Source organism: Streptomyces sp. YIM 98790 (genome assembly GCF_011421595.1).
GTDB lineage: Bacteria > Actinomycetota > Actinomycetes > Streptomycetales > Streptomycetaceae > Streptomyces.
On the sequence record NZ_WTLH01000086.1, the window covers coordinates 1 to 26,129 of the forward strand.

Consider the following 26,129-nt stretch of genomic DNA (forward strand, 5'->3'; position numbering starts at 1 on the left):
CCCGCCCGGCCGCCCGCCCGGCCGCCCGCCCGCTGTGCGGACCGCCCCCGGCGGAGGCGGACGGCCGGGCATGGTCCCCGGTCCGGGCGGCACGGCAGCGGTCCGGTTGGCCCAGCGCCGGTGGCCGTTCGTCCCCTCGCGGTGGAGGGTGGCGGCAGGGAGGCTGGAAGCGCGGAGCAGCGACCCGGACGAGGGAGGCGCAGTGGGCCGTCTTGTGGTGGCGGGGGCGGGCGCGTCGGCGCCGGACTCCGCCTTCGCCGAGGCGGCGCTGCGCGGCGCCGGACTGGTGGCCCTGCACGCCTGGACCGCCTGGAACGCATCCCTGCCCCCTCCGCAGGACCCGGCGGAGCCGTACGCGAACCCGCCCGGAGCCCTCGCCGATGCGGCGGAACGGCTGCTGCCGGAGGCGCTCGCCGGCCGTCGGGAGCGGTACCCGCAGGCCGGCGTGGAGCGCCGGGTGGTGCGCGGCGGGACGCGGGCGGCGCTGACCGGGGCGAGCCGTTCGGCCCGGTCCGCGGTGGCCGGTGCGCGCGGGCGGGGCGGTGTCACCGGGCTGCTGCCGGGGTCGGCCGGCCAGGACCTGCTGCACCATGGGCACTCCCCGGCGGCGGTGGTGCGGGTGAAGAGCGGCCGGCGATGACCTCTGCGCATCAGCCCTCCGGCACCGTGGCCCAGGAACCGGCGGACCCCGTTCCGGACGCCCATCGGCGCGACGCCGCCGAGGTGGCCCGGCTGCTCGCCGTGGACCCGGAAGCCGGCCTGTCCGGGGCGGCCGTGGCGGAGCGGACGGCCGCCTGGGGCGCCAACGAACTGGCCGAGCCCGCCGGCCGGCCGCAGTGGCTGCGGCTGCTGGACCAGTTCCGAAGCTGGCTGATCGGCATTCTGCTCGCCGCCGCGGTCGTGGCCGGCATCGTCGGCGAGATCAAGGACGCCGTCGTCATCACCATCGTCCTCGTGGTCAACGCCGTCATCGGCCACCTGCAGGAACGCCGCGCCGAGCGCAGCCTGGAGGCGCTGCGGCAGATGCTGGTGCCCACCGCCCGGGTGCGCCGCGACGGCCGCGTACGGATGGTCCCGGCCCGCACCCTGGTGCCCGGCGACGTGGTGCTGCTCGAAGCGGGCGACCGCGTCCCGGCCGACGGGCGCCTGACGGTCGCCGCCTCCGTCGAGGCCGCCGAGGCGGCGCTGACCGGCGAGTCGCAGCCCGTACCCAAGACCACCCGGCCCGCCGGGGCCGGCGGCGAGGAGCCGGTCCCGGTCGCCGAGCGCACCGGAATGCTGTTGATGAACACCACCCTGACCCGCGGGCGTGCCGAGATGGTCGTCACGGCCACCGGTATGCGCACCGAGGTGGGACGGATCGCCGAGGCGCTGCGCACCGGGAGCGAGCCGCCCAGTCCGCTGCAGGTGCAGATGGACAGCCTGGGCCGGCGCCTGGCCGTGGTCAGCGGCATCGCGGTGACCGCCTATGCGCTGGTGTCCCTGCTGCGCGGGGAGGATCTGGCCGACCTGGGCCTGCGCGCGGTGGCGCTGGCGGTGGCCGCGATTCCCGAGGGGCTGCCCGCCGTCCTCGCACTCACCCTGGCCCTGGGCGTGCACCGGATGGCCCGTCGCGGCGCCATCGTCAAGCGTCTGGCCTCCGTGGAGGCGCTCGGCTCCGCGACCGTGGTGTGCAGCGACAAGACCGGCACCCTGACCCTGAACGAGATGACGGTGCGCGCCCTGTGGTCGGCCGGGCAGGTCTACGAGGTGACCGGCAACGGCTACGGCACCGCCGGCAGCGTGCGCCCCGCCGGCGGCGAGGCGGGGGCGGCCACCGGTCCGCGGGCGGCGGTCCTGCCGTTCGCGCTGTGCAACGACGCCCGTCTCACCGAGGACGGCGTCATCGGAGACCCCACCGAGGCGGCCCTGCTGGTGCTCGCCGCCAAGACCGGCCTGGACGCCGAGGAACTGCGCGCCCGCACCCCGCGCACCGGCGAGGTGCCCTTCGATCCGGCGGCCAAGTACATGGCCACCTGGCATGCCGAGCCCGCGGGCGGACACCGGGTCCACGTCAAGGGCGCCGTCGACGTCCTGCTGCAACGCTGCTCCCGGGTGCTCACCGCGGACGGCCCGGCCCCCCTGGACGGGGAGCGGCGCCGGGAGATCACCGACGCCGCGGCCCGGCTGGGCGGTCAGGGTCTGCGCGTCCTGGGCGCCGCCACGGCCACCGCCGACCGGCCCGGCGGGGGCGAGGTGGGCGGACTGACCCTGACGGCGATCGCCGGCATCGCCGACCCGCCCCGCGCGCAGGCCCGCGATGCGGTCGCCCTGGCCCAGGCGGCCGGCGTCACCGTGAAGATGATCACCGGGGACCATGCCGACACCGCCCGCGCCATCGCCCGCGAACTGGGCATCACCGGCGACGTCGTCACCGGCACCGAACTGGGCCGGATGAGCGCCGAGGAACTCGCCTCGCGGATCGAGGACGTCGGCGTCTTCGCCCGGGTCGCGCCCGAGCACAAGGTCACCATCGTCAGCGCCCTGGCCCGGCGCGGCCACATCGTCGCCATGACCGGTGACGGGGTCAACGACGCCGCCGCCCTGCGCGCCGCGCACATCGGCGTGGCCATGGGCATCACCGGCACCGATGTCGCCAGGGAAGCCGCCGACATGGTGCTGACCGACGACGACTTCTCCACCATCGTCCGCGCGGTCCGCGAAGGCCGCGCCATCTACGACAACATCACGACCTTCGTCCGCTTCCAGTTGTCCACCAACGTCGGCGCGATCCTCACCCTGCTCACCACCGTGGTGGCCGGGATGCCCGCTCCCATGACCGCGATCCAGTTGCTGTGGGTCAACATCATCATGGACGGGCCGCCCGCCATGGCCCTGGGCATCGACCCGCCGCGCGAGGGCGTCATGCGCCGCCCGCCCCGCCCCTCCGGCGAGCGCATCCTCAGCGCCCGCCGCCTGACCACCATCACCCGGGCCGGCGCCATCATGGCCACCGGCACCGTGGCCGTCTTCGCCGTGGCCCGCGGCCTCACCGGCGCGGCGACCGCCGCGACCATGGCCTTCACCACGTTCGTGCTCTTCCAGTTGTTCAACGCCCTGAACGCGCGCAGCGGCAGCGGCCCGGTCCTGGGCCGCCACCAGTTGCACAACCGCCTCCTGTGGGTCTGCCTGGCGGCCGTGCTCGCGCTGCAGGTGCTCGTCGTGCAGGCGCCCTTCGCGCAGGGGGTCTTCGACACCGTCTCGCTCGGCCCCGCGCAGTGGGCGGTGTGCCTGGCCGTCGCCTCCACCGTGCTGTGGACCGAACACCTCTGGCGCGTCCTGACGGCCCGGCGCGGCCACCGGGAGCCGCTGCCGTCCGGCACCGGCCGCGCCGCGGCGCGGCCCGGAGAATGATCCCGGCCATGGACGGCTACCGGCTCGACGCCCTGATCACCGCCCCGATCGTGCGCAGCGCGCTGCCGGCCGGCACCGGGACCGCACTGATCTCGCTGCCCGGGAGCCGGCTGCGCCGGCTGGAAGAGCGGCGACGCCCGGGCGGTACGGCTGGTGCGGCTGCCCCACGGACCGGCAGCGGGCGGGTTCCTGGCAGGCGGGTCCGGGAACGGTGAGCCTGGTCGTGAACCCGTCTACCGGGGGCTCTGCTCGTCTGTCACGGCACCTGCCAAGCCAGGCCAGCAGGTGGAACGCTCATTCACCGAGGTCAGGCCCCGACTCCCTTGGTCTGCCGCCGGCCGCTCTTCGGAGATCGGCGGATGCTCCTGGCGCGCCTGAGAGGCTGCCGGCCGCCCGCCGAGGCCCACGGAGGCGGTCGGTGGGAAGCGAGGACGCGGGCTGGGCAGGTCCAGCCCGGACGGGTGGACACGTGCCTCTCTGCGGCTTCCCGCGACGCCTGGCGAAGCGGCGATGAAGAGGCTGCGGCCGAAGCCGACGAAGCGATCTACGGACAAGGACTCGTTCTCGTGCCGGTTGACGGCGGGGCGCCGCTCACAGGGTTTCTCCTTCGCATCAATGGTGACAAGGCCTTCCGCTACTGGGACCAGGCCAGTCCCTCAGGACTTCTGACCCGTCCGCGAGTCGCTTGTGGCGATGGCCCGCGGTCTCGGAAAGCCGAGGTCCACGGCGGGTCGGCGGCTCCAGCCTTTCGTCTCTTCTTTCATGGCCTGGAGGAAGGTCGGTGAGGCCGGGACCTTCGACCTCGCCGGTCCGTCCTTCGGCCTTGGCGCGCAGTCGCCGTGCCTGGAGGTATTCCCCGTATCCTCGAGTCCGGCCAGCATCTTGGGGTTCATGCACAGCATCGGACAGCGGGTGCAGGCGCGCTCGTGCCGGCAAGGTGTGCCGTAAGGGCGTGCGCAGGCCGAGTTCGGCGCTTGTCGAAGTGCTCCTCGAACTCCGCCCGTTCCCCGGACATGGCCGGGCGGTACTCGTCCTCCGCCCTGACGGCTCGGCGCTTCTGCAGAGGCACCCGGTAGGGGTTGATCACGTCACTCTTCGCACACGGCGACGTAGCCGCGGGTGGTGAAGCGGCTGCGCAAGGAGAACGCCGACCTGAAGCGGGCGAACGAGATCCCCAAGGCGGCGTCGGCTCGTGCCGTTCCTCGGGGGAGGTGCCGCGGATGGCCCGCCACTGGGCGTTGCCGTGGACGGGACACCCCAGGCAGGCGCTCCCGGGGGTGCCGGCCAGGCCGCGGCCGGTGAGGTGGCGCAGGCAGTCCCGCCTTGACCAGCCAGGTCGCTCAGCGGGGGCGGCTGCGCATGCAGCGCACGCCGGCGTCCTTCGCACGGTGGAACTCGTCCACCGGGATGCCGACCCGATTTCGGCTCCAGAGCTGTGGGAAGATGCGGTCGTGATGTTGACCGGAAAGGGCGATGCCGCGTAGGCCGCCCGGCGCCGTGCGCGCCGATCGTCGTGCGAGCAGGATGCGCGTCTCGAAGTTCGGCGGTGCCGTTGACCCTACCGCTCGGCTCGAATCCCGCCAGTTGTGGCCGCCCTCCGTGCTGAGTGCGATCGCACGATACGAGGGCTTCCTGCGCCAGCCGGGAAGGCCGCTGTATCTGCCGTGGCCGGACTGCCCATGCTGCGATGTCGTCGACGCTCGCGACACTTTGCAGCTCGCGCTTGACCAGTTGCCGCCGCTGAGCAGGGCAGCCTTGCAGGAGCTCGTCAGCCGACTCGATGCCGATCTCAGGCGGCGCAGTCTCCCCGATCCCGACGCCCCGCGGGATAACGAATGGCAGGCAGCGCACTGGTGGCGGCGACGTCTGCACGAGCCGTGGCCAGGCTGGTGAGGGTTCCCGGCAGGGCCGCCCACCCCGCGCCGCCGCAGACAAGACCGCAGCAGCAGGGCGGCTCTTCGACTTCGCCTGCGCCCTGGCCCTGGAGCTGGACGGCCCGGGATTCCACCCCAGTGTGCTGACCGACTTCCGTGAGCGCCTGTGCGAGGACGACCGCGCGCACCAGCTGCTGTCCCTGTCGCTGGGCGGATGCGCGATGCCGGCATGGTCGCCGCGCGTGGGAAGCAGCGCACCGACTCCATCAGGATCCTGGCCGCCGCGCGGGACCTCACCTGCCTGGAGCTCGTCCTCGGAGCAGTACGCGCGGCGTGGGAGGAAGCCGCCCAGCGGGCACCCGGACTCCTCACAGGTCGAGCGGGCCGCCTTCGCCTGGCTGGCTTGGTACAACAGCGAGCGTCTCCACTCCGCCCTCGCTCACGTCCCACCCGACGCATATGAACAGGCGTACCGGCGAAGCCAGGAAGAATCCCTCCAAACCGCTTGCTCACACGATCGCGGACTCCACAAAACTCGGTTCAGCTCACACCGGATGAAAAGCAGTCGTCTGGCCGTGCCCCGGCGCCACCGGGCTTGGCCGCACTGACCGCTTCACCCCCGGGCCCAGGCGTCCTGGACCGGTTCACCGACGAGGTCTTCGCCTTCGTGGTGGATGACCGTGGGGATGTCCACATCCCGTTGCGGGACGGCCGGTCGTACCTCGGCTGGTTTCCCCCGGGCCGCCCCCGGCGCATGCCCGAACGACAAGTCCAGGGGCTCCTCCGGTTCTGGCCGTGGTTGGCAGGTTTCCGGACAGAGGTGTGGCGTCGATTGTCGGTCCGGAACCGGCGCGGGGAGGCTGCCGGGAGGGATGAGACCGACCGCGAGGGAGGCGGACCGGTGTTGCAGAAGGTGTTCGACAGTACGGAACTGCCGCAGGGCGAGCGGGTGGACGCCTGGTGCCAGGCGGTGTCGCGTTCACTGGTCCCCGTCGTGACAAAGGTCGACGCGGCCGGCTTCCGGGCGTCGATGCACGCCATGGACCTGGGCGCGGTGCAGGTGACGACCATGACCTACTCGTCGCTGCGGGCGCTGCGGACTCCCAGGATGATCCGGCGGTCCGACCCCGAGCACTACTCGGTGGGGCTCGGACTGCACGGACGGCAGTGCATCGCCCAGGCCGGCCGGGCGGCCGTGCTGGGGCCGCGGGGGCTGACGGTGTACTCCACCTTCCGGCCCTTCCACTCCTGGGTGCCGGGCACGGGCAGCGCGGCGTCGGTGGTGGTGCAGCTGCCCCGACGCATGCTGCCGCTGCCCGGCAACCGAGTTGAGCGGCTGGCGGGGGTCCCGCTGTCCGGGCGGTCCGGGGTGGGCGCGCTGCTGGCCCACTTCCTCATCGGACTGACGACAGACGCCGGTCCGTGCGGTCCCGCGGACGGGCCCCGGCTGGGGATGGCGGCGCTGGACCTGATCACCGCGATGGTTGCGCACCATCTGGAGGCGGAGGACGCCCTGCCGCCCGAGCCCCGGCAGCGGGCTCTGTTCCTGAGGCTGCGGGCGTTCATCCNTCCGTGCGGTCCCGCGGACGGGCCCCGGCTGGGGATGGCGGCGCTGGACCTGATCACCGCGATGGTTGCGCACCATCTGGAGGCGGAGGACGCCCTGCCGCCCGAGCCCCGGCAGCGGGCTCTGTTCCTGAGGCTGCGGGCGTTCATCCACCGGCACCTGGCCGACCCGGAACTGTCACCCCAGGCCATCGCCGATGCCCACCACATCTCGTTGCGCCAGCTGCATCGCGTCTTCGCAGCACAGGGTCAGACCGTGGCCGCGTACATCCGTCACCAGCGGCTGGAGCACGCGCGCCGCGACCTGGCCGACCCGGTTCTGGCGGACCGGCCCGTGCATTCCATCGCGGCCCGTTGGGGTTTCGCCCAGCACGCCGCCTTCACCAGGGCGTTCCGCGCCGCCTACGGCCTGCCGCCTCGCGACTACGCCGCCCTGGCGGGGAAGGGGATGGCACGCGCTGACAAAGGCACGGCATTCGGCGGCAAGGCGCCGTGCCCTGCACACGAGCAGGATGGCGGCTGACGGCGCCGAGCCGGTGCCGTCACGGAACACGGGACACACACGGAACCGGCTCGCCACCGACGCCGGCGGGCAGATGCGTCGACCGCCTCCCGCCCCGGCCCCGCGATGCCGGGCCGGCCCTCCACAGAGGAAGGACACCGCAGATGAAGCGGAAACTGGCAGCGTGCGCGGTCGGAGCCCTGACCGTCGCCACCTTGGCCCTGAGTACCTCTCCGGCCGCCGCGAGCGGCGACTACAGCGGGCGCGCCTATGTCTTCGGCGCCGGCTCCTTCACCGATGACTGGGGCGACGAGGGCCTGCTCTCCACCAGCTCGCACACCTACTCCAACGCCACCTGTCTGTGGCAGAAGATCCTGTGGGCCGACGGGTACCTCAACTCGACCGCGGACATCGACGGCATCTTCGGCGCCAAGACCCGGAACGCGACCGTGGCGCTGCAGCGTGACTTCGGCCTGGGCGACGACGGTGTCGTCGGCAAGGAGACCTTCGGCTGGGCCGACCGATGGCTGGTCTACGAGTCCGGCAGCACGACCAGCGGCTCGACCCTGAAGCTGACCTATGTCGGCCTGGTGCGCAACATCACGATCACGCGGGATGCCTCGGGCCGGCACGGCTTCTACGACGGCGACGGCAACCGCCGCCTGGCCGGCTACAACTACCGCACCTGCGCCTGAACGCCCACGCCGACGCGCGGTGCCCGTCCTCCGGACGCCGGGGCCGGGGCCCCGGGCCGGGCAAACGTTCCCTCGTACCCGCAGAACCCGGTACGCGTCGGGGAGTCATGGTGTCGGTGGTGGCCAGGCGTACCCGCTCGATGCGCACACCCGGTCTACCCGGGAAGCGAAGCGTCAGCGTCTGTCCTGGCAACACCAACGGCTGTCCTGGCAACACCAACCGCTGTCCTGTTCGCCGAACCGGCATACCGACAGGCCCGCCCGCCCGGCCGGACGGGCCGCCAGCCCCCCGGGGGCCGTAGCGGGGGTCTGCCTCCGTTGGCAGTAGCAGCCATCGCAAGCGACGCAGCAGCTGCAGGGGAGGCGGTGCTCGGTGCGGACGTGGCAAGCGGAGTTGATGCGGGGATCGCCGGGCACGGGGCCAGGAGCGGTCCCTGGCCGGGCAGCCATGCCGCACGCGTCATCAGGGGGCGCCGCCTCTGGACTCACGAGTAGCGAGGAGCAGACTGACCACGGTGGGCATGACGCGGAGGAGGCATGTATGGGACCATCCGTTCGACGGGGAAGCGCGGATCCACGTTCTCGGCGGCATCCTCCGGTCGGGCCTCGTGAAGCACGTCTGCGGCTTCTCAAGCGGGCCGGACTGAGCGTCATGGCACTCGTAGGGGCACCGCTGCTGGTGACCTTCGTGTCGGGGCACTTATCGGATGACGGGAACACCGCGACGGAGCCTTCCGGAGCGCAGTCGTCGGCGCCCTCGCCCAGCCGGCCCGACCTCCATGCGTCGGCATCGCTGCTCGGAATCACAAGCTGCACGGCACTCGCCACGGCACCGACCGCCCTGGAGGACCGGGCCGAACTGGCCGCCGGCGGCGACTGGTCCGGGCTGATCTCACGGCACAGTGGTGCCGCACTCGGACAACTGCACGTCGGGATCACCCTCCAGGGCGGTGACCGGGCCCTGACGATCGACTCGATCGACATCGAGCCCCGTGCCGGCCGTGCGTCTCCGCCCCACGACGGAGCACTTCTCTGCTGGGCCGGCCAGGGCGACGAGCCCAGAGTCCAGCTTGCGGCGGACATGGATCTTCCGGAGCCGTATCTCCACGACGAGGAGTCCCCCACCCTCCCGCACTTCCGCGACAGCGTCATCACCCTGGCGCCGCATGAACAGGTCAGTCTCGCGGTGTCGTTCCGGGCGGAAGAGGGCCACCGGGAGTTCGAGCTCATCATCCGCTACGTTCTCGACGGGGAGCGCGGCTCCCTGCCGGTGCCGCCTCCCGACGGCCAGGAATACGCGGTGACCGCCCCCGCGGACACCTACGAGGCCGCCTATCTCAGCACCGTGACCGGTACCCGACAGATGGATTCCCAGGAGATCTGCCAGTGGACCGGCGCACACGAGAACTGCTGACACGACGCCACGTGTTCTCCTGCCTGATGGTGTTTGCTGTTCTTGCCCTCACCTGTACAGCGGGGAATCCGCTCGCCGAGAACGGGGGAGAGGAGATCGACGGAGGCAGCAGTGCCCGCACGTCGGTTCCCGGAATCCGTGCGCCCGGCTGGGAGGTCCTGTGGGCGGCCTCCTCCACTCCCGAAGCCGGACTCGACTTCAACGCCATCAACGGCGCAGGCGCGCTGCTCGGCTTCGACGGCGCGCTGCTCGTGGCCCACTCGGGCGTCCTCGACGTGTACAACACCGCCACCGGCCAGATCCGCCGAAGAGTGCATCCGCCGGCGGAACTCCTCGACATGGGCCAGGCGGGAGCTGTGGTCATGGTCCAGTCGGGTGACTCTCCGAGCTCCTTGCCACGGTATTCCTCCCGCGTCCTTACCGCATACGACGCGTATTCCGGCGGGCTGCTGTGGCAACAGCGAGGCGTCACCGACGCCATCATGCAGCCGGGGGAAACGGCGCACCACATCCACGAATCCGCCGTCGCCATGACCACGCGGGGACCCGTATGGCTCACCACGTACACGTCCTACGGAATGGACTGGCGCACCGGGCGGTTCACATGGACACGCGAGAACCGCCGGCCGGACTGCCACGAGGACATTCATACGTATACGGCGGCCACCCGGAGTCACGCGGTGATAATGCAGGCCTGCCCGGAGGGGGACGCCGTCGTGGAGGCTCTCGACCCGGAGACGGGTCGGACTGCCTGGTGGCACAATCTGGGGCAGCTGAGGGAGGTGAGAATTCGAGCCACGGCTGACCTCATTGCCTTCAGCCACGCCGATCAAGGCGCGCCGACGGTCACCGTCTTCGATGACTCGGGCGAGCGGCTGGCCGACGCCACGATCATTGACCCGGAATTTTCCCTGGACACCGGCATGGATGTCGTCGGGCATTCCGGGGAGGATGTCTACTTTTCCTACGGGTGGACCCTGTACGCGTTCAACACCGGTCGTGACGCACCTTCATGGCAGGGATCGGTCCCCGTCGCGGGTGGCCCGGGTCCCTGGATGCTCGACGACAGGGCGATCATCTCCGTCTCCGGAACACCCAATATCCGCAACGTAGGGGAGCTGGGCCGCCCGACGGAGAGCACCGTCACCGACCTCACGGGCCGGCAGCAGACCCTGCCGCTGCCGGTCCGCGGCTCGCCGGTCGGCGTCAGCGGCGACATCCTGATCACCGTCACGGAGGAACCGGGCAGCACACGCATCAGTGCTCTGCGGCTGAGAAACCACACGTACTCGGGCCCGGCCGCCCTGCGGGGTATTCCCCGCTCGAAATGGCCCGACGCCTGCGCACTGCTGCCCGGCGATCGGCTGGAGAGCCTCGGAGGCGGCCATCTTCCGCTGCCGGTACGAGGCAGCAGGGAAGTCTTCGGAGTCACCCTCCCCCACGAGACGCACTGCCGCTTCGCCACAGAATCGGGGGAGGAGAGCACGTTTTTCGAGATCAGGGTGCAATGGGTGGCCGAACATCCGGATGCCGCGCGGCACATCGCCGCCGGCGACCTGCCCTGGAACAGTCCGTCGGTGGAGATGCGCGTACTCGGCCCCGGCACCTATCTGATCCGGCCGCTGGAGGGAGAACCCGAGACGATCGTCACCTCGGTGATCGTGACCAGGGGCCGCCATGTCATCGTCGTCTCCGGACGCGATCCGGACCTTGTGGTGGAGACAGCCGGTATCCTGCCCCCCATCGCGGACGCCGTTCAGGTGAGCCATCACCGGCCCGGCTCCGGTACCCACCACGGAGTCGGGAGAGTGATGACGACCAGTCATCCCGGCCCTGAAAAGGGCCGGACACCCGAGCCGCACCGCCCGGAGTGGGAAGGCTAGGCCTCTGCGTTCTGCAAGCGCCGGGGCACCGCGGTACGCGTTGCGCTGGCGGCCGCGATGCTGATGGCCGTCGAGACCGCGCTGTTCGCCGGAAGCAGCGGGGTGGCGGTGGCCGCGGCCAGGCCCGCCGAACCGGCCGCCGAGGCGGAGACGGACGCAGAGCCCACGGTCACCGAGGCCGCGGNCGCGGCCAGGCCCGCCGAACCGGCCGCCGAGGCGGAGACGGACGCAGAGCCCACGGTCACCGAGGCCGCGGACATCGCCTCCGCCAAGGTCGCCGCCAGGCTCCGGGACCGCCGCGTGGAGGCGCTCTCGCGCGCACCGACTCATGAAAGCGCGAGGCCAGCTCTCGCGTCCCCTGCCGCAGTGGGGGGAGGTGGTGGTCCTCGTCCCCCCACCGCCGCCCGGCCCGGTGAGGTCTCCGGTGAGCGCGTAGCGATATCGGCACCGCCGTCCGGAGCGGGACGGTGCGACGGCGGACCGCGACCTCGCCGGGCGGCCGGCGGAGAAGCGCACCAAGGGCGGTATCGCCGTCACCTCCGCCGACCATGGCCTCCGGGACCGGACATGTCAGGCCCGGTGCAGGTCGGTCATGCGCTTCCACGCGTCTGCGGCGCGGGCTCCATGGGCCTGCGGCGCCACTTCCACCTGCCCCGTCCAGACTTGCTCCGGCGGGATGCCCGAGCTCCCGCCCCCGCAGCGGGCCACCAGGGAGGGAGCGGCATTCATGACCGGGCGACGGAAGACGCGCGTCAACGCGGGACCGTGGGTGACCGCCCTGGCCGGGGCGGTGCTGATGGCAGGGTGCTCGGCGCCGGTCACGGACCAGGCCACCGGGGGAGCGGACGCAGATGCCGTGCCGCCGGACGAGACGGCCTGGCCCAGCGCAGAGCGCACCGGGCTGGTGCGGGGGATGGTGCTGCCCCTGGAGTACTACCTGGTGGCGTATCCGGACGAGGTCGCGGTGGACCGTGCTCGTTGGCCCGTGATCCGCGACTGCATGGCGGAGTTCGGATTCGACTTCGAACTGTATCCGCCTGGCAGTCTGCCGCCGCTCAGCATCAACGTCGCCAATATGGAGCGGCGTTACGGACTCGCCGACGCCGACGTGGCGGCCTCTCGGGGCTACCAGACGAGGGACTACGACCGGCCGGAGCCGGCTCCCGAGGACATCAGTGAGGAAGAGGCCCTGGTCCTTTTCGGGGGATTGGGGCGTCCGGATGACAAGTCGCCCTCCGATCTCTCCCATGACGGCCTGCCCCTGCCGGAAGGCGGGTGCCTCGGTGAAGCGGATCGGCTGACCGGCGCGCTGGACGATGACCTGGCCAGTCGGCTGAGCATGGAGTCCTTCTCCCGCTCCCTGGAGGATTCCCGTGTCCAGGCCGCTCTGGGGGAGTGGTCGCGGTGCATGGCGGAACACGGCTATCAGGTCGACCGGGTCGATGATGTGTTCGACGAAATTCCGTGGATCGACGGCCGGCTCAGCGAGGCGGAGATCACTCTGGCGGTGGCCGATGTGGGCTGCAAGGAGTCCACCGGACTGGTGCAGACCTGGTTCGACGTCGAGGCCGGTCTGCAGGAAGCGGACATCGCCGAACACCATCTGGCCCTGGAAGAAGCGCGCGAGAACAATGCGCGCGTCATGCGGGATGCGGCGAATGCCGCATCCCAGGACTGAGAGACAAGGAAGAGACCTCCCATGCGGAACATGAAGAAAAAGGTCGTCGGATCGTTCGGATCGCTCTTGATGGCCACCGGCATCCTTGCCGCGACCGCCCCCACGGCGCAGGCTGAGAACACCGTCTACACGTCCAATCTGTGCAGCACGACCACCTCCTGGACCTGTTTCTCGCTCTACTACACCTCAGGTGGCAGCAGTCCGGTCGGCGCCTGTTTCAGCACCAGGACGAGCATCAGCAATCACACCTCCGAGATCCGTTCGTATGGTGACCCGCCGTACAACACGACGGCGCGCTACTACTACATCTTCGGGCTGCAGAGTGCGTGCTCCGCGTTCGGCCCGGGCGACGGGTACAGCCAGTCCATCCGCAACAACGCCGCGGGCGCCATCAACCGGGACAGCGCGGCGCACACCGTGTTCTACAGCCCGGGCTACATGGGGAATTCCGTGCGCTATGCACCGGGCGCCAGCAAACTCCTCGGCGATCTGCGCAACGACAACGCCTCCAGCAAGCGGGGGTGACCGTCCGGACCGCGCGGGACGGCCGAACGGACGCGGCGCTGCTGCTGACAGGTGCCCGGCGGTGACAGACTCCCGGCGACACCGGTCGGGTGGTGCACCCGGTGACCACCCCCGACCTCCTGCAGCGCGGCAGCCGGCTGCGGCTGAGCGGTCGGCGTCCCGCCGCAGCCGCCCCCTGACACCGCCCGGGTGGCGAAACGCAGCCGCCCCGGGGCCGGTGGCCGCCGCCCGCACCGCATCCGTCTTCCGAGGGAAAAGAGCCACCGCCCCGGTCGGCAGGCGTGCGGCGGCCGGTCAGGTGGCGGCCGGGGACGCCGCCGCGCCACGGTCCGGCACGGCCGGCTCGATGCGCAGGTGCAGGTCCACGCGGCTGCTGTGAGCCGCGATGGCCGCCCGGCCGGCGGCCTCCGCCTCCGACGCCTCGCGCTCCAGGCCCAGACCGCGCAGGGCCGCCGCCTGGGAACCGCGGTACTCGGCCATGGTGAAGGGTGCGAAGGAGTGCTCCTCCGCGTACCGCAGCGCCCGCTCGGCCCAGGTGCGGGCCTGCGCGTACGCTCCGGCGGACAGATGGAACTCCGCCAGGACCCCGGCCGTCAGCGCCCGGCTGGGGGTGCGTCCGGCCTGCGCGTAGCTGATGGAGAGCTGCCGGAGCGCCTCGGCCCGGTCGCCCAGCAGCAGATGGCAGCGCCCCAGATTGTTGCGGATCAGGCAGGCCCCGGGCTCCCAGCCCGGCCGGCCCTCCGTCCAGGACAGCGCGTGTTCGGCGGTGCGGACGGCATCGGCGAGCCGACCGGTCATGGCCAGGCACGGCACCAGATTGGCCATCGCCATCACGGCCTCGCAGGTCCATCCCCGGGACCTGAACAGCGCGACGCTGCGCTCCAGCAGCTCGACCCCCTGCTCCGGCTCCCCGCTCTGCCCGGCGACTTTGCCGAGCTGGGCGAGCGCGACCGCCTGCGCGAAGACATCCCCGCGCCGCTGCCCCACCGCCAGCGCATGACGGCACAGCTGCTGCTGCTCTCGCCAGCGCAGCCGCAGCAGGAAGTAGCTTTCCAGCGCCTGCGTCGCGTACCGCGCGAAGTCCGACAGCGCGAAGTCCTGCGGCACGTGTCCCGTCGGCGGGCCGCCGGCCGGGGCGGGTCCGTCGTCGTAGGCGGGGTCGCCGAGCTGGGCCGCCAGCAGTAGTACGTCTTCCAGCGCCTCATCCGCCCAGCTGAGGGCCTCCTGCGCGCTGCCGGGCGCGCGCCCCCGGCCGTGGCCGCCCGATGGCCCGGGCTCCGGGCCGGAGGGAGGGGCCGGGGCGAACGAGGCGGGCCGGAAGCGGAACGGGCTGCTCTCCGCCAGCGATTCCTCCAGCCGGTGCAGCGAGTCGAGGTAGTACCCGGCCAGTTCGCGCAGACGGGCACGCGCCTCCCCCGGCGGGACGGCCGTTGCGGCCCTGCGTACCGCGACGGTGCGCACCAGATCGTGCAGCAGGTAGCTGCCCGGGCGGGGACTGGTGAGAACCTGTGCGTCGGTCAGCCGTTCCAGCGCTTTCGCCGCCTCGTCCGGCGTGCGGCCGGTGAGCGCCGAGGCCGAATCGGCCGTGTACCGCCGGACGGCCGCCACCCCCAGCAGGGGGAACATCTGCGCCGCGTCCCGGCCGCCGTCCGGTTCCCCGGCGAGCTGGTCGATGCTGACGGCCAGGACCGCCCACAGGTCGGTGTCGCTGAGCCGGAACTCGTCCAGCCGGCGGTGCTCGTCGCGCAGGAGTGTCACCCAGTCGGCCATCCGCCAGTGCGGACGGGCCGCCATCCGGGTCGCGAGGATGCGCAGGGCGAGCGGCAGCCGCCCGCACAGCTCGACGAGTTCCGCGCACGCCGGGGCCTCCTCGTCCCGGTCGTCCGGCGCCGCGCGGCCCGCGACGCGGTGCAGCAGCGCGAGGGCGGAGGGCCGGTCCAGGGGCCGGAGGTGGAGGTGGTGGCAGTCCCCCAGGCCGGTGAGCGCGGTGCGGCTGGTGATGAACGCCGCGGTGCCGGGCCCGGCCGGCAGCAGGGGCGCCACTTGCGCGGAGTCCACCGCGTTGTCCAGGAGCAGCAGCACCCGGCGGCCCCGCAGCCGTTCCCGGTACAGGGCCCCGGCCGACGCCGGGTCTGCGGGCACGTCCTTGGCGGTGACGCCGAGTTCGGCGAGCAGCAGCCGCAGCGCTTCGCCGGTCTCCAGCGGAGGATTGTGCGGATCGGAGCCGCGCAGATCGGCGTAGAGGAGGCCGTCCGGGTGGTGTGCGGCGGCCTCCCAGGCGGCCTTCACGGCGAGCGCGGACTTGCCGACGCCGCCGGGGCCGTCGATCAGCACGGTGGTGGACGTGCCGACGCCGCCGCTCAGCCAGGCGCGCAGCCGGCCCAGTTCCCCGGTGCGGGCCACGAAGGTGCTCGGCGCGGCGGGGAAGACCGGGGTCGCCGCCCGGCTCCGGGCCGCGGGTTCGGCCGGCGGCCGGGCGGGCGGCTCGTCCCCGGCCCGGGGCGGTGTCGCGGAGACCTCGCGCAGCAGTGCGGGGTCCTCGCACAGAATGCGCCGCTCCAGCTCCCGCAGCGTCTGCCCCGGCTCGATGCCCAGTTCCTCGACGAGCCGCTGCCGCGCGGCGCGGTAGGCGGCGAGGGCCTCGGCAGGCCGCCCGGAGCGGTACAGGGCGAGCATCAGCTGCTCGGTGAGGCGCTCCCGGGTGTGGTGCGCGCGGGCCTCGGCGGCCAGCTCGTCGAGGATCTCCTGGTGGCGGCCGAGGGACAGCAGCGCGTGGAAGCGGCTCTCCAGGGCCGACAGCCGCAGGTCTTCCAGCCGGGGCTGCTCGGCGCTGCGCAGCGGGCAGTCCCCGGTGTCGGACAGGGGAGTGCCACGCCACAGGGCGAGGGCGGCGTCGAGTTCCGCCACCGCCTCCCCGGGACCGTCCTCGCGCAGGGTGCGGGCCCGGCCCAGCGCGGAGCGGAAGCGCCCGACATCGGTCTCGGCCGCGTCGGCGTGGAGCACATAGCCGCCCGGCGTGGTGCGGATGCGGTCCGGCGGGAGCACCTTGCGCAGCCGCATGATGTGGCTGCGCAGCGTGGCCCGGGCGCTGGCGGGGGGCTCTTGCCCCCAGAGCCGGTCGCACAGGTCGCGGGCCGTCACCATGGCCCCCGGCCTGAGGGCGAGCACCGCCAGCGCGGCGCGCAGCTTCGGCCCCGGGACCAGTGCGGGAGTGCCGTCGTCGGTGTCGACTTCGAGGGTTCCGAGTAGGCGGATGTCCATGGGCATCCCTCCTGCACGCGTGAGGGCTGGGCGGGCTGATCATCGCATGCATGTGCGAGGCACTCAACGGCGGTCTCCGCCGCCCGCGGCGCGACTTCTTTCCGGCTTCGGTGCGGCTTCATGCCATCCGTGATCGCTTCCACCGGACTTCCACCGGGGTGTGGCGGGACTTCCACGGCCGCAGACCAGGCTGTTCCGGGTGGGGCGCGGTCCCCTCGGCAGGCGGGCCACGAAAGGAGCGGCGGCCATGATGGCGCGACACGGGGCGCGGACACACTCTTGCGACGGAGTGTGGGCCAGGGCGGGCGCGGCGATGGCCTCCCTGCTGATGGCGGGGTGCACGGCGGCGCCGGGCTCCGACGCCGCCGGCGCCCCGGAGGTGGCGGCGTGGCCCTCCGGCGAGCGCACCGGGCTGGTGAAGGGGCTGGTGCTGCCGCTGGAGTACTACATGGTTGCGCATCCGGACCGGGTGGCCACCGAGACCGTTTACCGGAACGCGGTGGAGGACTGCATGGCCGGGTTCGGTTTCCGCATGCCGGCCGTGCAGAGGGGCTCCGCCCCGCCCTCCGTGAACGCCGCCAACATGGAGCGCCGCTACGGAATCTCCGACCCGGAGGCGGCGGCCCGCCACGGCTACCGGCAGCCCTCGGCGCAGGCGGAGAGGCCGCCGTCGGACGGCCTGCCCGGCGGTGAGGCAGCCGCGCTGGTCCTCGACGGCGCCCCGGACGGCGACAGCGCCGAGCACGACGGCGTGCGCATCCCCGAGGGCGGCTGCGCCGGGGAGGCCGAACGCCGTGTGGGACGGGTGGACGACTTTCTGGCCAGTCAGCTCTCCATGCGGTCGATGGCCGAATCGGACGCCGACCCCGGAGTGCGCAAGGCGCAGGGCGAATGGTCCGCCTGCATGGCGGAGAAAGGCTATGCGGTCGCGCACCCCCACGAAGCCTCGGGACTTCTTCCCCGGCTGACGGACCGGCCCACCGAGGAGGAAATCACCCTGGCGCTGGCGGACATCGGCTGCAAGGAGTCCACCAACCTCGTGCAGCGCTGGTTCCGCGTGGAGGTGGAACTGCAGAACACCTACATCGAGGAGAACTTCACCGCGCTGGAGGAAACCAGAGACCGGAACATCGCCCTCATCGCCGAGGCCGGTTCCCGGTGAGGACAGCCAACGGCAAAAGAAAGGGATATCCCCCCGTGGCATGGCTGAACGGAACAAGAATCGCTCTCATCGCCGCAGCAGCGCTGCTGTTCGCGGGCGTCGGAATGGCCCCGGCAGCCGCCTCCGGCGGGGCCGCGGAATCGTCCTCCGAAGAGACCGCGGTCTCTGCCGGGGCGATCATCTACACATCGGACCGATGCTACAGCCCGGACCATCGCTGCTTCATCCTGGAGTACACCGTCGACGCCAGCGGATGGGGGACGGGCGTGTGCTTCACCAGCGACCGCAACCTGCGGAGCCACACCGGCCACTACGACAAGATCAGCAGCACCCAGTACTTCTACATCTTCAGGACCGGTGAATGGCGCGAGTGTGCCTCCTACGGCTCAGGAAGAACGGACGGTTCCGGGCAGAGCATTCGCAACAACGCGGCCTTCGGATACAACAAGGACACCTGGTGCCACGCCGTTTTCTACCACGAGGACTATGACGGCGCGTACATCGTCTATCCGCCCAACTCCGCGGGTCTGCTGGGCAGCCTCCGCAACGACAACGCCTCCAGCAGGGCGTACCCGTGCTCCGGCTGACGGCCGCGGCGGCCCTGCTGGGGACCCTGGTACAGCCGGCTCCGGCGGCCGGTGCCGAGGAGACCTCCCGGGCACCGGCCACCGCCCCGGCCGCGCACGTGGCGGAAGCCGGGCCCGCATCCGGCCCCGCCACCATCGGCGGAGACCGCAGGGACCAGGTGCTGGGCGCGGACTGGCGGTCCTCCACCGACCGGGCCTGGACGACCACCGGTGACGCCCAGGGATTCCACCTGCTGGTGGCCGACCAGCGGGACGGCTACACGTGGCGGACCGCCGCGTCCCTGTCCGAGCCGGGCTTCGAGGCCGACAGCTGGATCGGCAACGCGTGTGTCACCGGCTCCGGGGAACGGGCCGTCGTGGTGTACGCGCCCCGGACCTTCACCAACAGACCGGACCTGTTCGCCCGGGGCGCCTTCGCCGCCGTGGTGGAGCTCGGCACCGGCGACGTGACCAAGCTCGATGTGCAGACCACCCTCGCCTACTTCAACCCCGGCTGCGGGGTGGACGACGCCGCGGTGCTGACCCAGGACGGCGGGGACGACCTGGCCGGGTCCCGGCTGTTCCGGCTGGACACCGGCAGCGGACGGCTGGCCGACCCGGTCGAGACCGCGGTGCAGGTCACCTCCGCCGTGCCGCTGGCCGACGGCGGCCTCGTCGGGGCGGCCGGAGCCGAGGTGGTGCGGGTGTCCGGGGACGGCGGGCTGACCCCGCTGGCCCGCACCCACGGCGTCCCCTTCGAGCTGACCGCCGAACGCGACGGCGGCCTGGTCTTCCTGGACCGCAGCACCCGTCCGGGCCACCCCACGGCGAAGGACGGCACGGTCACCGCCGCGGACGACGGCGACAAGCGCGCGGTCGCCCACCACCTGAACGCCCGGCAGCTGCGCGGCGACGGCGCCCCGCAGACCGCCGCCGAGCTGGCCCGCGGCCCCTGGACCGCGATGGGCGTCACCCGCACCGCGGCCGGCGAGGTCTTCGTCACCGGTGAGAGCGAGCGGACAGCGGCGGGGCTGCCGGACGCGGTACGCCACCTGCCCGAGGCGGACAGGGAGGCGCGGGTCACCACCCACGGCGAGGCGGTGCTCACCCGGACCGTCTGGGCGGACGGCAAGGACACCCGTACCGCCGTGCCGGGGCAGGCCCGGGACGCGCGCATCGAGATGCGGGTACTCGCCACCGGGAAGACCACCGACTTCACGGTCGACCCGCTGGCCCGTCCGGTCGGTTCCCCGGCCGGGGGGCGGGAGCGCTCCCCGGCACTGCCCGGCCCGGCCCCTGAGGCCCCTGAGCGGTCCGAGCGGCGCAGCGGGCACAGCACCCAGCTCGGTGTCACCCGGGCGTCCGCCCCGGACTGGCTGGAGGGCGAGGACGAGCGCACCTGCTCGGTACCGCGCAACCACCCGGGCAAGCAGGCCATGCAGCCCACCCCGCGCCAGGTGGAATGGGCGGTCAACCAGGCCGTCTCCGGGACGCTCAACCGGCACGCCTTCCGGCATGCCGGCTGGAAGAACCTGGGCATGGGCAGCTACGCGCCGCAGACCCTGTTCCCCCGGCACGGGCTGGACGGCGGCGGTGACATCCCCTCGCAGGTGATGCTCGGCGTGGCGGCACAGGAGTCCAACCTCTGGCAGGCCGCCCGCTTCGCCCTGCCGGGCGTCACCGCCAACCCGCTGATCGGGAACTTCTACGGCATCGACTACTACGACGGAGAGGAGCAGAACGACTGGGATATCGACTGGGCCGCGGCCGACTGCGGCTACGGCATCACCCAGGTCACCGACGGCATGCGGCTGCCCGGCCACGGCCAGCCGACACTCACCCCCCTGCAGCAGGAGGCGGTGGCGCTGGACTACGCCGCGAACATCGCGGCCGGGGTGCGCATCCTGGAAGAGAAGTGGAACCAGACCCGCGCCGCGGGGCTGACCATCAACAACGGCGATTCCCGGTGGCCGGAGAACTGGTTCTTCGCGCTGTGGGCGTACAATTCGGGCTTCCATCCCGAGTCCGAGGCCGGAGACCACGACGGCGCCTGGGGTGTCGGGTGGACCAACAACCCGGCCAGTCCCCTGTACCGGGCGAACCGCAACCCCTTCCTGGACGGCGGTCGCGGAAACCCGAAGTACTCCGATGCCGCCCAGCCGCAGTTCTGGCCGTACCCCGAGAAGGTGCTCGGCTGGGCGGCCTGGCCCATCGAGGCGTTCACCGCCCCGAACGAGTCCGGACCCGGCTACCGCGCGGCCTGGTGGACCACCGTCGAGCACCGGGAGCAGGTGAAGCCGCCCGAGGACCTGTTCTGCACCGCGGCCAACTGGTGCGACGCCTCGCGGATCGGGGACGGCGAGGGTGAGAACAGCACCTGCCGCCGGGACGACTTCAAATGCTGGTGGCACCAGCCGGTCTCCTGGAAGGAGTGCCAGTACGGCGAGTGCGGCTACACCGTCCTGCGCTTCGACAGCACCTACCCGGAGCAGCCGGACGGGACCTCCTACCCCCCGCACTGCACCAGGTCGGCATCGGACACCGGGAACGCGGCGCCGCCCGGTGCGCTGATCGTGGACAACGTGCCCGCGAGCTACGCACCACCGCGGCCCGGATGCTCCAACACCTGGACCAATTCCGGCACTTTCGACTTCGAATTCGCCACCGACCAGGACGGGAAGTCCCCGGCAAAGGTGGGCATGCACCAGCTCGGCGCCGGCTTCGGCGGCCACTTCTACTTCGGGCACAGCCGCAGGAGCGACCGTCTCGAAGCCACCGGCACCTGGACGCTGAACTCCGCCCGGGACCAGTGGATGCGCATCGCCGTCCATCTGCCCGAGCTGGGCGCGCGGACCCAGCAGGCGAAGTACGAGATCGACACCGGCAGCGGCGCCTTCACGGAAGTCCGCTACATCAACCAGAAGCGCAAGGCCAACAACTGGGTGTCGCTCGGGGTCTACCGGATCGACGGCGTGCCCCGGGTCCGGCTCTCCACCACCACTCAGGACGGGAACGGCACCGAGAACGTCGCCTTCGACGCGGTGGCCTTCCAGCCGCTTCCCGGCAAACCGGAGCACATCGTGGCTGTGCTCGGCGACTCCTATGCGTCCGGGGAAGGAGCGGGCGACTACTACCGGGAGACCGACACCGACCACGGACACGAGAAGTGGTGGAACGCCTGCCGCCGCAGTGAGCACGCGTGGGGACGGCAGGTTCAGCTGCCGGGCACCGACGCCGCGCTCGGCGACCTCGTCGACAGCTGGAGCGGCCAGGCCGAGCTGGGTTTCGTCGCGTGTTCCGGCGCGCAGAACCGGGATATCGTCCGCAACGGCGGGCAGCCGTACGGCGAGGGCCAGTTCGGCGAGATTCCGCAGACCGAATCCGGAGTGCTCAGCGAGAACACCACCCTGGTGATGCTCACGGCCGGCGGCAACGACAACAGCTCGTTCGCCTCGGCGCTCAGCGAATGCGGGCAGCAGGCGAACTGCGCGACAGACGAGTTCTACGAGAAATACGAGGCCAATATCGAGGAGATGATCCCCGATCTGCGCATCACTCTCAAGGAAATCGCCAGAAAGGCGCCGAACGCGCAGATCATGCTGATGGGTTACCCCACCCCGCTCTCGTTGATCCGGAACGTGCCGGCGACCTGCTCAGTGCTCTTCACCACCTACGAGGCGGCCGCGATCGGCAACCTGGCACAGAGCGTGCAGGAGTCGCAGCAGCAACTCGTCGACGAGCTGAGCGGTGATCCGGCCGCCCCCGTGCGGGTGGCGTTCGTGCCGGCGATCAGCCATTTCCATCTCCACGAGGACTGCGCGCCCGAACCATGGATCCATGGCGTGGCCATCGGCCCGAGGGGGGACGGCGACTTCCACCGGGGGGACCCGGCCGCCGCCGAGCCCTGTTTCGCCGATTGGGCCCTGCTGCCCGAACAGGGGTGCCTCAGCCGTGAGGCCTTCCACCCCAACCGGCTCGGCAACACCGCCTACGCGGCGCTGATGCGGACCCGTCTGTACGACGTCGGCTACGGCCCCTGACCGCGCTGCCCCTCCCTGCCCGCCGCCGGGGTCCGGTCCGGCCCGGACCGGACCCCGGCGGCCCCACGTGTCACGAAGAGTCCATGCGAGAGAGGACACCGTTGTGCTGGACAAGCGCCGGCGGATCGTGCCGGCCGTTGTGCTGGGTTCCGTCCTGCTGACCGGGGCCGGAGTGGCCGCCGCCACGGTGGTGAAGTCGCCGCAGCAGGCGGTCGCCGACGCCGGGCCGCCACCGCGTGACGTCCTGACCGCAGCGGTGGAACACCGGGTGCTGACCGACACCGTGGTGACCCGGGGCCGGGTCGCGGCGGCGCAGACCGTGGACGTCAGCCCCGCCCCCGCGGCGGCGGACGGCGCCATGGGGCCGGTCGTCACCCGCACATTCGTCCGGCCGGGCGACGGCGTCGAGGCCGGGCAGGTGCTGGTGGAGATCTCCGGCCGCCCGTTCTTCGCGTTGCCCGGCGACATACCCGTCTACCGCGACCTGCGGCCCGGCACCAGTGGAGAGGACGTGGCCCAGCTGCAACACGCCCTCGCGCAAGCCGGTTTCCCCACCGGCGAGGACGCGGAGGGCACCTACGGCCCCGGCACCGCACGCGCCGTGGCCGGCTTCTACCGGGACCTCGGCTACGCACCGGTGCCCGACGAGAACGGCCAGGCCCTGATGCCCGCCGCCGAACTGGTGTTCCTGGCCGGTTTCCCGGCCCGCGTGGAGGCGATGACCGCGCGCGTCGGCGCGGCGCCCGGCGAAGGCGCGCTCACCCTCTCGGCGGGCGACCTCGCGGTGGAGGGCACCCTCGCCCCGCACGAGTACGGGCTGGTCCGGACCGGACAGCAGGTCGAGATCCATTCCGAGACCACCGGCGAGACCGCCACCGCCACCGTCACCCACCTCGCCGGCCACGGGCCGGCCCCGGGCCCGGCGCCGCGCCCGGGGGAGGAGCCGCCGCCTCCCGGCACCGGTCCGGCCACGGCGGCCCCCGACGCGTCCGGCCACTGGTTCCGGGTCCACCCCGACGACCCCCTGCCCGCCGCCCTGGCCGGGCGGAATGTCCGCGTGACCATCGAGGCGGCCTCCTCCGCCGGCGAGGTGCTGGTGGTACCGGTCACCGCGGTCTCCGCCGGACCGGACGCCACCACCGCCGTCACCGTGCTCCGCGAAGACGGGAGCCGGCAGCGGATCGAGGTGCGCACCGGCATCTCCGGCGACGGACATCTGGAGGTCACCCCGGTGGGCCAGGAGCGGCTGGAGCCCGGCGACCGGGTCATCGTCGGCGCCCGGCAGGACGGGACCGGCAGCGGGGAGCCCGACCGGTGAACCGGCGCACCGAGCCCGCCCCGCCAGTGATCGACTTCCGGGGCGTCGCCCTCACCTATCCCGGACCACCCCCGGTGACCGCGCTGCGCCCCGCGGATCTCACCATCCGCGCGGGCGAATACGTCACCGTCACCGGCCCTTCCGGGTCCGGCAAGTCCACCTTCCTCAACGTGGCCGGCCTGCTGGACGCCCCTACCGCCGGCCGGTACCTTCTCGACGGCATCGACACCCGGCCGCTACGGGACGCCGACCGCACCGCGCTGCGCGCCGGACGCATCGGCTTCGTCTTCCAGGCATTCCATCTGCTGCCGCACCGCAGCGCCCTGGAGAACGTCGCCCTGGCCCTGCTGCACGCCGGCGTCCCCCGACGCGAGCGCACCCCGGCCGCCCGCCGGGCCCTGGAGCGGGTCGGTCTCGGCCACCGCGTCGACTCCCTGCCCACCCGGCTCTCCGGCGGCGAACGGCAGCGGGCGGCAATCGCCCGCGCCCTCGCGGTGCGGCCGTCGTTGCTGCTCTGCGACGAGCCCACCGGGAACCTGGACAGCGCCACCGCCGCCTCGGTACTGGACCTGCTGGACGATCTGCACGGTGACGGCCAGACCGTCGTGGTGATCACCCATGACCCCGGTGTGGCCCGGCGCGGACAGCGGACCGTGACCCTGCTCGACGGAACCCTGACGGCCCCGCATCCGCAAACGGCGTCGGCGGGCGGGACGGGGGCAACCGGATGACCGCGCCCCGCCCGTCCCGGATGAGCCCGCGCGACCTCCTCACCGAGGCCCTGGCAGGACTCCTCCAGCGCCCGGCACGCTCCGCGCTCACCTCCCTGGGGACGGTGCTGGGCGTCGGCGCGTTCGTCGCCGTCCTCGGGCTGACCAGTACCGCGTCCTCGCAGATCGATGCCCGCTTCAATGCCCTGACCGCGACCGAGGTGATCGTCAAGGACACCGGCGGCGGACCGGACGACGGCCTCGCCTCCGCCTTCCCGGAGGATGCCGACGCCCGGGCCGCGGCCCTGGGCGGCGTCCGCCACGCCGGGGTGTACTGGCAGGTCCGGATGGGTCCGGAAGCGGGCGTGACCGGCGCGCCGCTGCCCGGCGTCGACGGTGAACGGGCCGAGGTGGTGGCCGCCACCCCCGGGGTGCTGCACGCCGCCGGAGTCCGGCTGACCGAGGGCCGCCTCTACGACTCCTTCCACGAGGAGACCGGGCAGGCCGTGGCGGTGCTCGGTTCCGGGCTGGCGGCGCGGCTGGGAATCACCACCCTGGAGACCCGGCCGACGGTCTTCCTGGACGGCCGGCCGTTCACCGTCATCGGCATCGCCGGCGAGGTGGACCGCAAGGCGGACCTGCTGCTCTCGGTCGTCATACCCCGCTCGGCCGCCCGACAGCACTGGGGCGGCCCGCAGAGCGGCGACGGCGCGGAGATGCTGGTGGCCACCGAACTCGGTGCCGCCCGCCAGGTCGCCGAGCTGCTCCCGCTCGCCCTGGACGCCGCGCACCCGGACCGCTTCGAGGCCGTGCCGCCACCGGACCCGCGCACGCTGCGCTCCTCCGTCGGCTCCGACCTGGAACAGCTCTTCCTGCTGCTGGCCGGCGTCTGCCTGGTGATCGGCACGGTCGGGATCGCCAACACCACGCTGGTCGCCGTGCTGGAACGCACTGCGGAGATCGGTCTGCGCCGCGCGCTCGGCGCCCGCGGCCGACACGTCACGCTGCAGTTCCTCGCCGAGTCAGGTGCCCTGGGAGCGCTGGGCGGACTGGTGGGCACCAGCCTCGGCACCATCGGCGTCGTGGCGGTCTCGGCGGCCCGGGACTGGACCCCCGTGGTCCATCCCGTCACGGTGGCCACCGCGCCCCTGGCAGGTCTGGCCGCCGGCCTGATCGCCGGCCTCTACCCGGCCTGGCGGGCCAGCCGCATCCAGCCGGCCGAGGCCCTCCGCCGCTGAAGCATGTTGCCCGGGGCTGTGAACCGGCAGGTGGAGGTGCCGGTGCCGCGCTGCCGGACAAGCGGCAGCACCGGGTGCGGCGCAACCTGCAGCGCATCAAGACTCTTCGGCACCCCCAGAACCACACGCTTGAGGTGCCTCGAAGTCTCCGGACAGGGACCCAATAGGATGTCCCCCCGAGCACGACGAGAAAGTAAGCACGTGGCACCACCCAGTAGATATTCACCGGAGTTCCGAGAAGAAGCAGTCCATCTGGCTCTCAAGTCGAGCCGGCCGATCGCGCACGTCGCCAGGGAACTCGACA

General features: G+C 72.4%; 18 protein-coding genes. 17 read left to right on the top strand and 1 reads right to left on the bottom strand.

Translation table 11 applies throughout. From position 1 onward, the window contains the following. Nucleotides 1–202: 202 nt before the first annotated feature. The 10 genes from GQS09_RS15730 (at nt 203) to GQS09_RS15775 (ending at nt 13,530) form a co-directional block, all read left to right on the top strand. Nucleotides 203–640 (top strand): universal stress protein, encoded by a 438-nt coding sequence (locus GQS09_RS15730; RefSeq protein ID WP_399552524.1) that lies wholly within the window; start codon nt 203–205, stop codon nt 638–640. Beyond that, on the top strand, nt 637–3,393 hold the full coding sequence (locus GQS09_RS15735; protein WP_165986706.1) for an HAD-IC family P-type ATPase: 2,757 nt from the start codon (nt 637–639) through the stop codon (nt 3,391–3,393). Before GQS09_RS15730 ends, GQS09_RS15735 begins: the two co-directional genes overlap by 4 nt. An 8-nt stretch (nt 3,394–3,401) precedes the next feature. Beyond that, a complete protein-coding gene (locus GQS09_RS15740; protein WP_165986707.1) occupies nt 3,402–3,608 on the top strand; it encodes a hypothetical protein in 207 nt (68 codons plus the stop codon). 1,309 nt (nt 3,609–4,917) lie between these two features. Continuing rightward, on the top strand, nt 4,918–5,286 hold the full coding sequence (locus GQS09_RS15745; protein ID WP_243761455.1) for a hypothetical protein: 369 nt from the start codon (nt 4,918–4,920) through the stop codon (nt 5,284–5,286). Nucleotides 5,287–6,168: 882 nt separating this feature from the next. Then, nucleotides 6,169–7,356: a helix-turn-helix domain-containing protein gene (locus tag GQS09_RS15750; protein WP_165986709.1), complete on the top strand. Its 1,188-nt coding sequence runs from the start codon at nt 6,169–6,171 to the stop codon at nt 7,354–7,356. Between the two features lie 143 nt (nt 7,357–7,499). Then, entirely contained in the window at nt 7,500–8,030 is a 531-nt protein-coding gene (locus GQS09_RS15755; protein WP_165986710.1) for a peptidoglycan-binding protein, read from the top strand. Between the two features lie 652 nt (nt 8,031–8,682). Next, entirely contained in the window at nt 8,683–9,444 is a 762-nt protein-coding gene (locus GQS09_RS15760; protein WP_165986711.1) for a hypothetical protein, read from the top strand. After that, nucleotides 9,417–11,327, top strand: a complete 1,911-nt coding sequence (locus GQS09_RS15765; protein WP_165986712.1) for a PQQ-binding-like beta-propeller repeat protein — start codon at nt 9,417–9,419, stop codon at nt 11,325–11,327. Before GQS09_RS15760 ends, GQS09_RS15765 begins: the two co-directional genes overlap by 28 nt. 727 nt (nt 11,328–12,054) lie before the next feature. Further along, nucleotides 12,055–13,005, top strand: a complete 951-nt coding sequence (locus GQS09_RS15770; RefSeq protein WP_165986713.1) for a hypothetical protein — start codon at nt 12,055–12,057, stop codon at nt 13,003–13,005. Between the two features lie 21 nt (nt 13,006–13,026). Beyond that, nucleotides 13,027–13,530, top strand: a complete 504-nt coding sequence (locus tag GQS09_RS15775; protein WP_165986714.1) for a hypothetical protein — start codon at nt 13,027–13,029, stop codon at nt 13,528–13,530. Nucleotides 13,531–13,824: 294 nt separating this feature from the next. Here the strand turns inward: GQS09_RS15775 and GQS09_RS15780 are convergent, their stop codons facing one another. Further along, entirely contained in the window at nt 13,825–16,791 is a 2,967-nt protein-coding gene (locus tag GQS09_RS15780; protein WP_165986715.1) for a BTAD domain-containing putative transcriptional regulator, read from the bottom strand. A 313-nt stretch (nt 16,792–17,104) separates the two neighbouring features. Between GQS09_RS15780 and GQS09_RS15785 the strand changes: the two genes are divergently transcribed. The 7 genes from GQS09_RS15785 to GQS09_RS30995 all read left to right on the top strand — a co-directional run. Continuing rightward, nucleotides 17,105–17,953, top strand: coding sequence for a hypothetical protein (locus GQS09_RS15785; RefSeq protein ID WP_165986716.1), 849 nt, complete (start codon nt 17,105–17,107; stop codon nt 17,951–17,953). Nucleotides 17,954–17,988: 35 nt separating this feature from the next. Then, nucleotides 17,989–18,540: a hypothetical protein gene (locus GQS09_RS15790; RefSeq protein WP_165986717.1), complete on the top strand. Its 552-nt coding sequence runs from the start codon at nt 17,989–17,991 to the stop codon at nt 18,538–18,540. Next, entirely contained in the window at nt 18,528–22,559 is a 4,032-nt protein-coding gene (locus GQS09_RS15795; protein ID WP_165986718.1) for an SGNH/GDSL hydrolase family protein, read from the top strand. The genes GQS09_RS15790 and GQS09_RS15795 overlap by 13 nt, the downstream gene beginning before the upstream one ends. Nucleotides 22,560–22,662: 103 nt before the next feature. Then, nucleotides 22,663–23,877: a peptidoglycan-binding protein gene (locus GQS09_RS15800; protein WP_313896156.1), complete on the top strand. Its 1,215-nt coding sequence runs from the start codon at nt 22,663–22,665 to the stop codon at nt 23,875–23,877. After that, nucleotides 23,874–24,608: an ABC transporter ATP-binding protein gene (locus tag GQS09_RS15805; RefSeq protein ID WP_165986719.1), complete on the top strand. Its 735-nt coding sequence runs from the start codon at nt 23,874–23,876 to the stop codon at nt 24,606–24,608. The genes GQS09_RS15800 and GQS09_RS15805 overlap by 4 nt, the downstream gene beginning before the upstream one ends. Continuing rightward, entirely contained in the window at nt 24,605–25,825 is a 1,221-nt protein-coding gene (locus GQS09_RS15810) for an ABC transporter permease (protein WP_165986720.1), read from the top strand. The genes GQS09_RS15805 and GQS09_RS15810 overlap by 4 nt, the downstream gene beginning before the upstream one ends. Before the next feature lie 168 nt (nt 25,826–25,993). Continuing rightward, on the top strand, nt 25,994–26,129 hold a 136-nt coding region (locus GQS09_RS30995; protein WP_207957702.1), incomplete at its 3' end, for a transposase.